This window comes from Paenarthrobacter sp. CM16 (assembly GCF_013179505.1).
Lineage (GTDB): Bacteria > Actinomycetota > Actinomycetes > Actinomycetales > Micrococcaceae > Arthrobacter.
In genome coordinates, this window is record NZ_JABMCX010000139.1 from 1 (window position 1) to 12,589 (window position 12,589).

The window sequence follows — 12,589 nt, forward strand, 5'->3', positions numbered from 1 at the left end:
CGGGACGGCAGGGAGTAGAGCATGCCGGAGTGGCCCATGGCGATGCCGTCGTCCACGGCGATGGTGTTGAATTCGCGCGGAACCGCTCCGGCGGCGAGGATCGCATCGGAGACGATCCTGCCCACGGGGGCCAGGTGGGTGTGGCCGGGGACGAATTCGGTGAAGGAGTTGGCAACGGCAATGATCGGCTTGCCGATGTCGGTGTTGGCGACGCCGGAAGCGCGCAACAGTGCGCGGGCTCCGGCCATGTTGCGGCCGTGGGTAACTGTTCTGGAGCGAAGTGCAGGCATAAGTACCATCCTGCTGTTGTTCTACACCCGGCGGAAGACGGTCCTGCTACTAGTAGTGAAAGTACCAGAGTAATAGTGTTGATCCCGTGAAAGATGAGAGGCGCAAGGAACTGGGACTCTTCCTCAGGACCCGCCGCAACCAAGCCCTGCGTTCGGACTACGGACTGCCGCCGGTGGGACGTTCCCGCGAGCGCGGCCTGCGCCGGGAGGAGATCGCGTTCCTGTCCGGAGTCAGCGTCACTTGGTACACCTGGCTGGAGCAGGGCCGGGACATCAGCCCGTCGCGGCAAGTCCTGGAGGCCGTTGCCCGCACGTTGCACCTTTCGGACACCGGCCTGAGCTACGTGCTTTCCCTGGGCGGCTATTCATCTGCACCGCCCAAAGGTCCCGTGGCCGCCGATGCGCCTGCCCATGTGCAGCGGCTCTTGGACGCCCTGGATCCCAATCCTTCCTACGCGCTTTCGCCGGATTGGGGCATCGCCGGGTGGAACCGCGCCTACGAGGCGCTGTATCCCAACATCGGAACGTTCGACGCCGCCGACAGGAACCTTTTGTGGCTGGTCTTCACCGACCCCTACATTCGTGACCTTCTGCCCGACTGGGACGTCACCAGCAAGCGCTTCCTGGCTGAGTTCAGGGCTGAGACCGGGCAGCGCCTGGGCGACCCCGATGTGGAGTACCAAGTTGAACGCCTCAAGGAGGCCAGCCCCGAATTCCAGGAAAGCTGGGACCGCTATGACATTCTTGGCTTCCAATCCCGCGAGCGCCAGTTCCACCACCCTGCCGTGGGCGTGCTGCATGTGGAACACCATCAGGTCTCGCCCTCGGACCGCCCGGACCTGCATATCGTGGTCTACACCCCGGCGCCAGGAAGCGACGCCGGGGAACAGATGCAGCGCCTGATGGGCACACCCCTCAGGAACTGAGCGAGCCCCTGACAATGCTTACGCTGGAGTGGCCCGGGTTACCGTCCAATGGCTCATCCGACACGTCCACAATAGGGAAATCGGCCAGGTTGAGGTCCGCCGGCAGGGGGAAGGTACCGGAGTCCGAGTCCATGATTCCCAAACTGATCAGCCGGGTAAGGTCCGGGCCGATGAGCCAGACTTCCTGGTAGCCCTGTGCTTCGTCCTTACTGAGCTTCACTTCCAAGGTGCGGGCTCCGTCCCTTGATTCAAGGACCGTGGCTGAACCCGTGGCAGAGTGCTGAGCCAGCGGTGACAACTCTGCCCGCGCCAAGGGAGTTGCTGCCTGATTGATGTTCCAGAGGGTCGCACCGGCGATTGCCAGTGCACCGGCTGCGGCAACGGCCAACCAGATACCGGGGCGCTGCCAGCCCCGGGGACGCTTCTTAATGGACTCGAAATCCGCGGGTGGTTCCTGCGGCTGCACGGGTTCGGACGGACCGGTGAAACCCTCTTCGGTTCCCTGTGCAGAGTCCAAAGGGTCTTTTCGGGCTGCTTCGGAAAGCCCCAATTCCTGGTGGATTGCACCCCACACATGTGGTCCTGGCACTACCAGGCTGCTGGAGTCCGGCGTGGTTTTCATGGCATCCACGGTACGGCGCAGCGTGGTGTATTCAGCCGTGCAGGTATCGCAGCTTGCGAGGTGCTTCCGGCCCTCCTCATCAAGCCAGTCGCCGTACATCGCGTGGAGGCTCAACTCTTCCGGATCAAGGTGCGGCATGGTCGACCTCCAGTCTGCTTCTTAGATGGATCAAGCTGCGCCGAATGTGGCTCTTGACGGTACCAAGCGGAAGTTCAAGTTTGCGGGAGATCTGCTCATGCGTCAGGTCCTCGTAAAACGCCAACTTCATGATGGCACCCTGCGGTTCGCCGAGCCGGTCCAGTTCTCCGTCCAGGAGCAGCCGGTCGGCCAGGACCTCGACGGCTTGTTCCGGAGGAACTTCCCCCGCCGCTTCCCGGGTCCGGGCAACGGCAAGGACCCTGCGGGTTTCCCTGGTTGAAGCGGACTGCGCGTCCGCAATGACATGGCGTGTAATACCCACGATCCAGGCCGGCAGCCGCGCCACCGCCGGATTGAAGGTGCTGCGGGAGCGCCATACCCGGATGAACACCTCTTGGGTGGCATCGTCAGCCGCCGCGCGTTCCCGCAGTGATCGCAACGCGAGCGTATGCACCAATGGGGCGAACTCCTTGTAAGCAGCCACAAGCGCCCGTTCATCCCCTGCCATGAAGGAATCAGTCAACGTGTCATCCCAGGTTGAGGAAACCTCGTTTGGGGATACCAAAGGAGACTCCTTCCCGGCGTCAGCGACGATGACCACGGCCGGGTTGGGGTACTTATTCAAGGACCGCGGTGACAATCACATTGTCGCTGTAGTCCATTCGTTCGTCCAGCCATCGTCCGCCGCAGGTCACCACCTTGAGTTCGTGCGGGCCGGTCCGGCGGAAGAGCGAGTCGCCATCAAAAGCGTCCTTGGCCATGAGCGTGACCGAAACAACCCGGTAGTTAAGTGAAGGGGCTCCGTCCCTCCCTACAGTCACCAGGGTTCCGGCCGGCAGGGATTTCAATTCCGAGAACGGCGCCTGGTCCGAGGTGGTGTCAATGTGTCCGGCCAGGACCGCTGTGCCTTGGGCTGCTCCCGGCGCGGGCCCGAAGCGGTACCACCCGGCCTCGTATAAGGTCTCCGGTATTTCCATGGCTCCGCCGTCCGAGACCCCCACGGGGATAACGGGCATGTCGATGGATGTTCCCGCTACCTGGAGGGATACGGGAACTGGAGCCGCCGCGGCCTGCGTGGGAGCAGTGCCCTGCAAGGCGATGCCGGCAAGTGGTGCCGACTGGTCCGGTGGAGACGGGGAAGGTGCCGCCTGCTTCACACCCGGGCTTTGGCTGGTCGCCTCATTGGAAGCAGTCCCGGGCATCGATGGTGCCGTTGTCCCACACGCTGTCATCAGCAGCACTGCCACGGCAGCGAGGGCGACCGACCCCCGGTGGGGGGTCCGCCGTCGGGGTTTAATGCTTTGCGTGGATGTCATGTGACGGTGTCCTGGCGGGTCTACGGGCAACACCCTGGGGTTGCCGTGGTGGATGGGGGTCCTGGCCGTCAATGCCCAAAGGTTCAGTGAATGCCCAAAGGTTCATCGGCACTGACGGCCAGGATCTGTTCCGCTACCTATCTCAGGCAGTTGCCGACGCTTCAGGGCTTCCGCGCGGAGGCGGGCGTGCGGGCCTTGCCAACACCGATGATGATCAGCAGCAACGCTGCGGCAGCAAGGCCGCTACCGAGCACCAACTGTTCGGTGGAGGCGCCGCCGGAGGAGCCGTCCATGGCGCCGGGTACGGATCCGGGAGCCGAATGCAGGCCTTCAATGTTCTGCACCGCCAGTTGGAGGTTCTTGTCTGCGAGGCTTCCCCAGGCGTAGACAATGGTGTGCGTGCCCTCGGCGACCGTTACGTCGGCCGGGCCGATCACCGGTGCCGTCGTGCCGGCTGCGGCCACGGCGGCCGAAACCGTACCGGGGTCAAGGGTCAATGTTTGTTCGTTGGGGTTGGCCAGATTGGTCACCACTGCCGTGCCACCGGCAAGCACGTCCACTGCTGGTGCCGCTGCCGTGTGCCGGACGGTCAACTTGCCCTTCCCGGCGTCGATGCGTGAGACGTCGTTGGTGAAGAAGTTAGCTGTCGGCTTCCCGGCCGCATCGAGATTCGCGACGGCGGTGTAGTTGCCGTTCGCTGCCAACGTCACCGTCACCGGGCCGATCACCGGGGCCGAGGCGTCCGCAGCGTCGGAGGCGGTGATCGCCAGATCGTAGGCTCCGGGAGGAAGCGCCAACGGCCCGGCCAGGGTGCCGGGTGTGAAATCGTCCAGGGTACGTGCTCCGTTGACCCAAACATCAACGGTCAATCCGGGTACACCGTGCAGGACAGAAAGGTGGGCGTCACCCTCCGCCGCCTGTGCGGGGACAGCCAAGACGATAGCTGCTGCCAGTGCCGCAACGCTGGCTCCTGCTCCTGCCGTGAATATTCTGCTGCGCATGTCCTTCTCCTCAATCGGCCCGACCTGCGGGAATTTTGCTGACACCCCTACTACCGTCCGGAGGCCTGTTCTGGATGCGCATCCACAGTTTTTTCTTGAAATCCGCCTGCCGCGCGAAAATCCGCCAGCAGCTGTACAAAAATCCGATGATCCAGCGCACTATGGGGAGATGAACGCCCAGGGCGCCAACGGATGGGAGCAGGGTGGTTCCGGCGGCTTCCGGGCTGGCCCGCACCCCTGGAGCCGTTATGTGGCATTGGGCGACTCCTTCACCGAAGGTTTGGGCGATCCGGAGCCACGGAGTCCGGGCGGCCTCCGCGGCTGGGCGGACCGGGTTGCCGAAGAACTGAGCATCGACCATGAGGATTTCGCCTATGCAAACCTGGCGATCAGCGGGCGGTTGCTCCACCAGATCCTGGAGGAGCAGGTGGGCCCGGCGCTGGACCTTAGACCGGACCTGATCAGCCTCAACGCCGGCGGCAACGACCTCCTTTTCCACAGGAGCGATCCTGACAAGCTCGCACTGGAGCTGGACGCCGGTGTGGAATCACTGGCCTCCACAGGCGCCACCATCCTGCTGTTCACCGGGCCGGACTGGGGCGCCACCCCGGTGTTGGGGTTCACGCGGGGCAAGGTGGCCATCTTCAACGAGAATCTGCGCGTCATCGCGGCCCGCCACGATGCACTGATCGCAGACCTCTGGGCATTGCGGGAACTCACCGATCCGCGGATGTGGGATCCGGACCGGCTCCATTTCTCCCCGCTGGGACAGCACACCATCGCCATCATGGTGCTCGGAACACTCAACGTTCCGCACTCACTGGAACCGTTGGCGCCTAAACCCTTGCCGGAGCGCAGTTGGCGCCAGGCCCGGGCGGGCGACATCGTCTGGGCGCGCGAACACCTCTTTCCGTGGGTGGTGCGCCGCCTGACGCAACGCAACGCCGACGACGGCAGGCAGCCTAAGCGGCCGGAACCTGGCCCCGTCTTCGGCGCCGGGATGCTGCCTGGAACCTTCCTTGGCAGCGATCCGCAGAACATCGTGCGGCCTTCCTAGGGTGGAGCGACCCTCAGCTTGCAGGCTGGGCTTCCGTTTGTGCCCGGATGCTCCATGCCGACCAGTCCAGCGGGTGAACCGAGGGGCGCCCCAGGAGGTAACCCTGCGCTGCGGTGATCTTGAGCGCCGTGACTTCCTGGAGTTCCGCGTCCGTTTCAATGCCCACGGCAATGACTTCCGCGCCGATCTCCCTGGCGAGCTCAACGATGGCCCTGGCCCGGATCCTTTGGCCCTCGCTGCTCTCGATGCCTTCAATCAGGTGGCGGTCCAGCTTGATGATGTCCGGGCGCAGTTGTTCCACCCGCTCCAGGGAAACCAATGCCGCTCCGGAGGCGCTGATGGCCAGGCGCAGGCCCAAGGCGCGCAGGGGCCCAAGTCCGTCACGGCCGGTTTGGCCGCCCACATCGGCCAGGCTGCCTGTGAGCTCAACGATGATCCGGTCCGGGGCCAGGGCCGCGGCAGCCAGCAGGTTCCGGACCCTGGTATCCCCGGAGGTTGCAGGTGTGAGGTTGAGGGCAACGGACATGGTCTCGGGAACATCGTGCGCCGCGGTAAGTGCGCAATGAAGGGCAGCAATCTCCAACTCGGTTCCCAGTCCCGCAGCAGCAGCCTCGCTGAACCAGACATCGGCTCCGGCGCCATCTTCCCCAACGAACCGGGTGAGCGCTTCAACGCCCACCACTTCACCGGTGGGCAGTGCGTGGACAGGCTGAAAGGCTGTCAACAGGAGCTTGTCCGCCAGGACCGCCTGGATGCCTTCCCGGACTTCAAGACTGACGGGGACCGAAACAGTGCGCGCTGCGTCGACGGACTCGAGATGCACACTGGCGGATTCGAGGTGAACCGGCACATTGGAGGCCGGCGAGGTTTCTTTGCGGGTTTCCAGCAGGTGTTCCAACAGGGCTCGCTGCGGGTTTTCCGGATACGTCTCCATCAACGCGCGGAGCCTGTTCCGGGCGGCTTCGCTGCGGGAATCGGTATCGGCAAGGATGGACTCGATGATGTCCTTGACCTGCGCACGCATAGTGGTTTCGGCAAGCGGCGACGCGGCGGCGTCCTCCGGGCGTGCGGAGTCCGCACCGCCGTCCGGTGAAAGAGAGCCCTCTTCTTGAGCCATCAGCTATTCCTTTATGTGTATCCCCCGCTGGCTAAGCCAGACAACTACCCGACCGACCCATCTGTGGGCCCTGTGACGAATAATACAGAAGAACACTCCGCCTTTGTTGCCTGCGCTTTCCCGGCGCGGAAACCGTGTTGTTGGGCCACCGGCCCTGAGATGCTTAGGGGGTGACGTCCCTTTCAACGGAAGCACCCCGTACCGCGCTGAGCTGGAAACTGTTACCGGCAGCGCTTCTTTCCCTGTCCGGCATTCCCCTCTTTGCCTTAGGGAATGGGCTGCTGGGCTACGGTTTGCTCCTGGCAAGCGTTGTTACCGCCGCATTCATTGACCGCCGGCTGATGCGGCACCTTGCGCTGATCGCGGCAGGCATGACCATCTTCAGCCTGGTTCCGCTCAATGCCGACCTCAGCACAGAGCACATGGCCATCATGGGCGGGGCGCTCGCGTTGGCCGTGTTGATGCCGTGGCTGGTGTCCCGTTTTGTGTACCGGGAAGACATCATCAAGTTCCCCGTCAACACCGGCCGAAAATGGCCTTTGGCAGCGAAGCTGTACCTGATGGGCGTTGTGGCGTTGGGCTACTTCATCCTGCCTGTCTACCTGATCAGCACCGGCGTCTACCAAAATTGGCCGGATGCCTCCGATCCCGACATCTTCTGGAGGCTCTTCCTGGGCGTCAATGCCGTAGGAATCTGGGACGAACTGTTCTTCATCTGCACCACGTTCACGTTGTTGCGCCAGCACTTTCCGGACTGGCTGGCCAACCTCCTGCAGGCCGTGGTCTTCTCCTCATTCCTGTGGGAAATCGGCTATCAGTCCTGGGGTCCCCTGCTGACGTTCCCGTTCGCCTTGCTGCAGGGATACACCTTCAAGCTGACCAAGTCGTTCACCTACGTGGTGTCGGTGCACCTGCTCTTCGACTTCGTCTTGTTCCTGGCGTTGGTCCACGCCCACAACCGCGATTGGCTGCCGATCTTCCTGTACTGAGGCTGGTGACCACCGGATAGTGGCCTACTCCGAACCTGCCCACGCCTCTTCGGAGACTTCGATTTCCTGCGCCATGTCATCAAGGAATCGCATGACGGTCCCGCGTTCTTCGGGAGTGAGCTTTGCTGCGGCCAGGAACCGTTTGGCCTGCTGCCGGCCGACTGTCCGCATGGCGGCCTCGTGCGTTTCGGGGGTGATGGCGATCGCGAGCGCCCTGCGGTCCGAGGGGTGGGCACGACGGGTGACGTGCCCCGCGCGTTCCAGCCGATCGAGCAGCTTGGTGGTTGACGCCGTCGAGATGTTGAGGCGGGACGCTATTGCGCCTGGTGTGGCAATTACGTCATGGTTGGCGCAGACAATCAAATAGTGCAGTGCGCGCATGTCTGATTGGTTGAGTTTCATATACCGCAGGGAGGCGTCGGTCAGCCGCTGTTCCGCCTCGCGCAACCGTCCAAGGGCAGCCATGAGGTCGCTGATCTGCTGGACATCCTCATCTGAAAGACCGGAGCGGTCCATGAGTTCGCCATGGGGATCGTTGGCGTCCAGGTGATAGATGCCGGAGGAAACCGGGGTCCCGGCTTCTTCAGGAATCTCATCAGGTCTGGACATGTTGAGTATGTTACACCCAACTTCCTACATGGTAGCCTTTCTTCTAGCTTGTCTAGCAATATTCAAGTTTCTCTAAGGCACTGGGTGTAGGAGGTAGGCGCAGGATGAACGCGACAGAGATGGTGGTCCTCCTGGACGACGCCGGAACACCCATTGGGGAGGCAGCAAAAGCGGGAGTGCACACGCTGGATACGCCCCTTCACCTGGCTTTCTCCTGCTACCTGCTCAACGACGCCGGCGAGGTCCTCCTGACCCGCCGCTCACCGGAAAAGAAGACCTGGCCCGGAGTGTGGACCAACAGTTTCTGCGGCCACCCTGCGCCAGGCGAGGAGTTCGAGGACGCTGTAATGCGCCGCGCACAGTTCGAACTCGGGGTGGACGCCAAAAGGATCGAACTGGCGCTCCCCGACTTCCGCTACAGGGCAGTGGACCCCACGGGCATCGTGGAAAATGAGGTCTGCCCGGTATTCATCGCCCGGATCAGCGGCCCCCTGCAGCCGAATCCAGCCGAGGTTGCTGACTGGGCCTGGATCTCTCCGGCACTGCTGGAGGATGCCTTGGCCCACACCCCGTCCGCTTTCAGCCCATGGCTCGGACTGCAGTTCCCCCAACTGCTTGACGCCCGGGCCTTGCCGCTCCACGACGGCGCCCACTCCCACGCCCACTCCCACTCCCATGACGGAGCCAAAGCATGACCGTCACCTCCGGAGCCGTTCGCAGCCGCACCGACCTCTGCGGTGCCATCGAAAACGAGCTGACCGGACTGATCGGTAAAAGGGCAAGCGCCGCCACAGCGTACGGACCAAGTTTCGCCCGGCTCTGGGCGCTGGCGGGCCGGAACGTGCTGGGCGGCAAGTTCGTCCGGCCCTTGCTGCTTATGGAAACCTTCGACGCCCTCCAGCAGCGCAGCTCCACCGGGAACAGCGAACCCGGCCACCGCGAAACTGCCATCAGCATTGCCGCAGCGATCGAGCTCCTCCATTACGCGTTCCTCCTGCATGATGACGTGATCGACGGCGACCTCGTCCGCCGCGGGCATCCCAACCTCATCGGCTCCCTCCTGGCCGAGGCCGGCGAACTCCCCCGCCCGGACGGCGCCCTCCATTGGGCCCAGACCGGTGGAATCCTGATGGGCGACATGCTGCTGGCCGCAACCCACCAGTCCTTCGCCCGTGCGGACCTTCCCCACGAATTACGGCTCCGCCTCCTGGACCTCCTGGAACACACCATCAATGAGACCGTTGCCGGCGAGCAACTGGACGTGGGGCTGGGCGATGGCGTCGTAGCGCCGGACCTCGACACCATCCTGGTGATGTGCGGGTACAAGACGGCCACCTATACGTTCGAGCTCCCCTTGCGGGCCGCTGCCGCGCTGGCTGGTGCGGACTTCGCCGTCGAGACTGCGCTGGCTACCGCAGGCAGGCACCTGGGCCTGGCCTTCCAACTCCAGGACGACCTTTTGTCCACTTTCGGGGATCCGCGCCGCCACGGCAAGGATCCTTTTTCCGATCTGAGGGAAGGCAAGGAAACGGCCATCATCGCCCATGCGCGGACCACCAGCACCTGGCCGCATATCGAGCCCCTGTTTGGCAGGCCCGGGCTTAATGGCGAGGACGGCGAGCACGTTCGACGCCACCTCACCGAGTGCGGAGCCGAAGCATTTGTCCAAGGCCTTATCGAAGAACAGCTGGCAGCCTTCAACCATCAGCTCACAAGCACCATCCCGGCGGGCGCACGCAACGTACTGCTTGACCTTGCGGGGCAGCTGGAAGGACGGCAATCATGAGCCTCGCCACCGATACCTCGTTCACCCATTTCACCCGGACGGCAGAGCGGGCAGCCAACCAGGTCATCGCGGCCTATTCAACGTCCTTCGGCCTGGCCTGCAGGCTGCTGGGGCCCCGGCACCGCCAGCACGTACGCAATATCTACGCACTGGTGCGTGTGGCGGACGAGCTCGTGGACGGCGTCACCGCGGAAGCCGGACTCAGCTACCAGGAGCAGTGCGACGCCCTGGCCCACTTCATCGATGAGACGCACCGCGCGGTCAAGCTCGGCTACAGCAGCGACCTCATAATTCACGCCTTTGCCCAGACCGCCCGGGCCGCGGGCATCGATGAAACCCTCATCGATCCCTTCTTTGCCTCCATGCGAACGGATCTCGGCGAGCGCACGCCTGCCACCACTTCCGTTCAGGAGCAAGCACAGCAGCTCCGTTTCGACGCCGATGCCCACGATGGCTACGTCCACGGTTCCGCAGAGGTGGTGGGGCTGATGTGCCTGCGTGTTTTCATGCGGGATGAAAAGATCGACGACGCCGATGCCGCGGCTTTGCAGTACGGCGCCAGCCGGCTGGGCGCTGCTTTCCAGAACATCAACTTCCTCCGCGATCTGGCGGACGATACCTCGCGTCTGGGCCGCAACTACCTCGGCACTTCGGACCACCTCGAGGAGCATGACCGGTTGGAGTGGGTCAGGACCGTCCGCGCACAGCTGGCGGACGCCAACGCCGTCATTCCAATGCTGCCCCGCGATGCCAGGGCTGCTGTCCGGAGCGCGTCGGCGCTGTTCCAGGCCTTGACGGACAAGATCGAGCAGACCACGGTGGACGAGCTGTACCGCTCGCGGGTCCGGGTGCCGGACGCCGTGAAAGCCGGCCTCGCCGCCCGTGCCGTCGCCTCTACCTGGATGGAGCTGCACCGATGACCCGGACTGTAGTGATCGGCGGCGGCATCGCCGGGCTCGCCACCGCCGCGCTCCTCGCCCATGAAGGCCACGAGGTCCAACTCCTGGAGCAGCGGGACCGTGTGGGCGGCCGCGCCGGCAGCCTTGAGCGGGACGGGTTCCGGTTCGATACCGGCCCCTCCTGGTACCTGATGCCCGGAGTTTTCGACCACTTCTTCAAACTCCTCGGCACCAGCGCGGCCGAACAGTTGGATCTCCGCACGCTCAGCCCTGCGTACCGCGTCTTCAGCGAACCAAACCACGACGGCGTCCGGCCGGACCCGCTGACAGTCCCGTTGGGCAGCGATCAGGTTTTGAAGACCTTCGAGCAGGTGGAGCCGGGCAGCGCCGGGGAGCTCACCTCGTATCTCGCCTCCGCCCGGCACACCACGGAGATGGCCGAACGGTTCTTCCTCTACAACCCGTTCACCAGGCTGCAAGGACTGCTTCATCCGGAAGTGCTGCGAAGCCTGCCCAAGCTGGCGAAGCTGCTCCTGACACCGCTTGATAAATACGTATCCCAACGCTTCCAGCACCCCGTACTCCGGCAGGTCCTGGGATACCCGGCCGTTTTCCTGGGCACTAATCCTTCCGACGCCCCCGCCATGTACCACTTGATGAGCGCCTTGGACCTGGGCGACGGCGTGCAGTATCCCATGGGTGGATTTTGGGAGCTCGTGGGCCGCCTCGAAGCGTTGGCGGTGGACGCCGGGGTCAGGATCCACACCAGCGCGGAAGCCTTGAAGATCACCACGCGGGAGGCACCACGGACCAGGAAGGTGGGGCGTTTCGATGGCGTAAAGCTCCCGCCATCCGTTTCCGGAAAGGACTGCCGGGAAGTCACGGGAGTCAAGTGGCGCGACGCTGCCGGCGCTGAGCACTACAGCGTGGCGGACCTGGTGGTTTCCGGCGCAGACCTCCACCACACCGAGACACAGTTACTGGGGGTCAGGGACCGGAGCTACAACAACAAGTACTGGCAGAGCCGCACCAGCGGTCCCGGCGCTGTCCTGGTAATGCTGGGCGTGCAGGGTCCCCTGCCGGAGCTCCCCCACCATTCCTTGTTCTTCACCGAAGACTGGGAGGCGAACTTCGCCGCCATCTTTGGCGAGAACACCAGCATCCCGGACCCGGCATCCATCTACGTGTGCAAACCCAGTGCCACCGACCCTCACGTAGCGCCACACGGACATGAGAACCTGTTTGTCCTGGTTCCGGTCCCGGCCGATCCCCAGCTGGGAGCAGGTGGCCCCGACGGCACCGGCGACGCCCTCATTGAGCGGACCGCCGACGCCGCCATCGACCAGATCGCCCAGTGGGCCAACATCCCGGACCTCCGCAGCAGGATCGTGGTCCGGGAGACCATCGGTCCCGCCGATTTCGCCCACCAGTACAATTCCTGGCGGGGCGGAATGCTGGGCCCGGCGCATACGCTGAAACAAAGCGCCATGTTCAGGACGCAGAATGCCTCCAAGCGCGTACAGGGGCTCTACTACGCCGGTGCCACCACGGCCCCGGGCGTCGGAGTGCCCATGTGCCTGATCAGCGCAGAGCTGGTTGTGAAGCGAATCCGCGGCGATCACAGTGCCGGGCCTATCACTGTGAGGCCCGTAGCCAGCAGGATTGGCTGATGGGTGTTTTGTATCTTCTCTCGCTGCTGGCAGGCATCATGTGCATGCTCCTGCTCGATCACCGCTTCCGTCTGTTCTTCTGGAGGGACGCCAAAGCAGCGGTGATCGTTACCGTCGTCGGGGTCTTGTTCCTTCTCGCCTGGGACTTGGCCGGAATCGGCCTGGGGAT

At 63.8% G+C, this 12,589-nt stretch carries 14 protein-coding genes; 7 read left to right on the forward strand and 7 right to left on the reverse strand.

The window, feature by feature from the left end; all coding sequences use genetic code 11:
* On the reverse strand, nt 1–290 hold a 290-nt coding region (locus tag HP499_RS13360; RefSeq protein WP_172324533.1), incomplete at its 3' end, for a dihydroxy-acid dehydratase.
* Nucleotides 291–376: 86 nt separating this feature from the next.
* Here HP499_RS13360 and HP499_RS13365 point away from each other — a divergent pair.
* Nucleotides 377–1,216: a helix-turn-helix domain-containing protein gene (locus HP499_RS13365; protein ID WP_172324534.1), complete on the forward strand. Its 840-nt coding sequence runs from the start codon at nt 377–379 to the stop codon at nt 1,214–1,216.
* Here HP499_RS13365 and HP499_RS13370 read toward each other — a convergent pair.
* The 4 genes from HP499_RS13370 to HP499_RS13385 all read right to left on the reverse strand — a co-directional run bounded on the left by HP499_RS13370 (nt 1,206) and on the right by HP499_RS13385 (nt 4,293).
* On the reverse strand, nt 1,206–1,976 hold the full coding sequence (locus HP499_RS13370; protein ID WP_172324535.1) for an anti-sigma factor domain-containing protein: 771 nt from the start codon (nt 1,974–1,976) through the stop codon (nt 1,206–1,208). The two genes, HP499_RS13365 and HP499_RS13370, sit on opposite strands and share 11 nt — an antisense overlap.
* Complete coding sequence (locus tag HP499_RS13375) at nt 1,963–2,577, reverse strand: RNA polymerase sigma factor (RefSeq protein ID WP_172324544.1); 615 nt, start codon at nt 2,575–2,577, stop codon at nt 1,963–1,965. Before HP499_RS13375 ends, HP499_RS13370 begins: the two co-directional genes overlap by 14 nt.
* A 16-nt stretch (nt 2,578–2,593) precedes the next feature.
* Complete coding sequence (locus HP499_RS13380; protein ID WP_172324536.1) at nt 2,594–3,292, reverse strand: class F sortase; 699 nt, start codon at nt 3,290–3,292, stop codon at nt 2,594–2,596.
* A 161-nt stretch (nt 3,293–3,453) separates the two neighbouring features.
* Nucleotides 3,454–4,293, reverse strand: coding sequence for a DUF4397 domain-containing protein (locus tag HP499_RS13385; RefSeq protein WP_172324537.1), 840 nt, complete (start codon nt 4,291–4,293; stop codon nt 3,454–3,456).
* 169 nt (nt 4,294–4,462) lie between these two features.
* On the opposite strand from HP499_RS13385, the gene HP499_RS13390 reads away from it, so the two are divergent.
* On the forward strand, nt 4,463–5,350 hold the full coding sequence (locus HP499_RS13390) for an SGNH/GDSL hydrolase family protein (RefSeq protein ID WP_172324538.1): 888 nt from the start codon (nt 4,463–4,465) through the stop codon (nt 5,348–5,350).
* 13 nt (nt 5,351–5,363) lie between these two features.
* Here HP499_RS13390 and HP499_RS13395 read toward each other — a convergent pair whose 3' ends face one another.
* The gene (locus tag HP499_RS13395) at nt 5,364–6,467 is read right to left on the reverse strand and encodes an EAL domain-containing protein (protein ID WP_172324539.1); all 1,104 of its coding nucleotides are present in this window, start codon (nt 6,465–6,467) and stop codon (nt 5,364–5,366) included.
* Between the two features lie 170 nt (nt 6,468–6,637).
* Here HP499_RS13395 and HP499_RS13400 point away from each other — a divergent pair, with 170 nt between their 5' ends.
* On the forward strand, nt 6,638–7,456 hold the full coding sequence (locus HP499_RS13400) for a CPBP family intramembrane glutamic endopeptidase (protein WP_309138391.1): 819 nt from the start codon (nt 6,638–6,640) through the stop codon (nt 7,454–7,456).
* A 24-nt stretch (nt 7,457–7,480) separates the two neighbouring features.
* Here the strand turns inward: HP499_RS13400 and HP499_RS13405 are convergent, their stop codons facing one another.
* The gene (locus tag HP499_RS13405; RefSeq protein ID WP_172324540.1) at nt 7,481–8,065 is read right to left on the reverse strand and encodes a MarR family winged helix-turn-helix transcriptional regulator; all 585 of its coding nucleotides are present in this window, start codon (nt 8,063–8,065) and stop codon (nt 7,481–7,483) included.
* 104 nt (nt 8,066–8,169) lie between these two features.
* On the opposite strand from HP499_RS13405, the gene idi reads away from it, so the two are divergent.
* From idi to crtI, 4 genes are read left to right on the forward strand one after another with little or no spacing between them, the layout of a single operon-like run.
* On the forward strand, nt 8,170–8,760 hold the full coding sequence (gene idi, locus HP499_RS13410) for an isopentenyl-diphosphate Delta-isomerase (protein ID WP_253951571.1): 591 nt from the start codon (nt 8,170–8,172) through the stop codon (nt 8,758–8,760).
* Nucleotides 8,757–9,851 (forward strand): polyprenyl synthetase family protein, encoded by a 1,095-nt coding sequence (locus HP499_RS13415; RefSeq protein ID WP_172324541.1) that lies wholly within the window; start codon nt 8,757–8,759, stop codon nt 9,849–9,851. Before idi ends, HP499_RS13415 begins: the two co-directional genes overlap by 4 nt.
* On the forward strand, nt 9,848–10,771 hold the full coding sequence (locus HP499_RS13420) for a squalene/phytoene synthase family protein (protein ID WP_172324542.1): 924 nt from the start codon (nt 9,848–9,850) through the stop codon (nt 10,769–10,771). Before HP499_RS13415 ends, HP499_RS13420 begins: the two co-directional genes overlap by 4 nt.
* Nucleotides 10,768–12,420 carry a phytoene desaturase family protein gene (crtI, locus tag HP499_RS13425; protein ID WP_172324543.1) on the forward strand — a complete coding sequence of 551 codons (1,653 nt, stop codon included), beginning with the start codon at nt 10,768–10,770 and terminating at the stop codon, nt 12,418–12,420. The genes HP499_RS13420 and crtI overlap by 4 nt, the downstream gene beginning before the upstream one ends.
* Nucleotides 12,421–12,589 lie beyond the last annotated feature (169 nt).

Bases quoted from the DNA above. Each gene is read 5' to 3' on its own strand.
- idi (WP_253951571.1), top strand. From the start codon at position 8,170: ATGAACGCGACAGAGATGGTGGTCCTCCTGGACGACGCCGGAACACCC.
- HP499_RS13385 (WP_172324537.1), bottom strand. From the start codon at position 4,293: ATGCGCAGCAGAATATTCACGGCAGGAGCAGGAGCCAGCGTTGCGGCA.
- HP499_RS13380 (WP_172324536.1), bottom strand. From the start codon at position 3,292: ATGACATCCACGCAAAGCATTAAACCCCGACGGCGGACCCCCCACCGG.
- HP499_RS13390 (WP_172324538.1), top strand. From the start codon at position 4,463: ATGAACGCCCAGGGCGCCAACGGATGGGAGCAGGGTGGTTCCGGCGGC.
- HP499_RS13415 (WP_172324541.1), top strand. From the start codon at position 8,757: ATGACCGTCACCTCCGGAGCCGTTCGCAGCCGCACCGACCTCTGCGGT.
- HP499_RS13370 (WP_172324535.1), bottom strand. From the start codon at position 1,976: ATGCCGCACCTTGATCCGGAAGAGTTGAGCCTCCACGCGATGTACGGC.
- HP499_RS13395 (WP_172324539.1), bottom strand. From the start codon at position 6,467: ATGGCTCAAGAAGAGGGCTCTCTTTCACCGGACGGCGGTGCGGACTCC.
- HP499_RS13405 (WP_172324540.1), bottom strand. From the start codon at position 8,065: ATGTCCAGACCTGATGAGATTCCTGAAGAAGCCGGGACCCCGGTTTCC.
- crtI (WP_172324543.1), top strand. From the start codon at position 10,768: ATGACCCGGACTGTAGTGATCGGCGGCGGCATCGCCGGGCTCGCCACC.
- HP499_RS13420 (WP_172324542.1), top strand. From the start codon at position 9,848: ATGAGCCTCGCCACCGATACCTCGTTCACCCATTTCACCCGGACGGCA.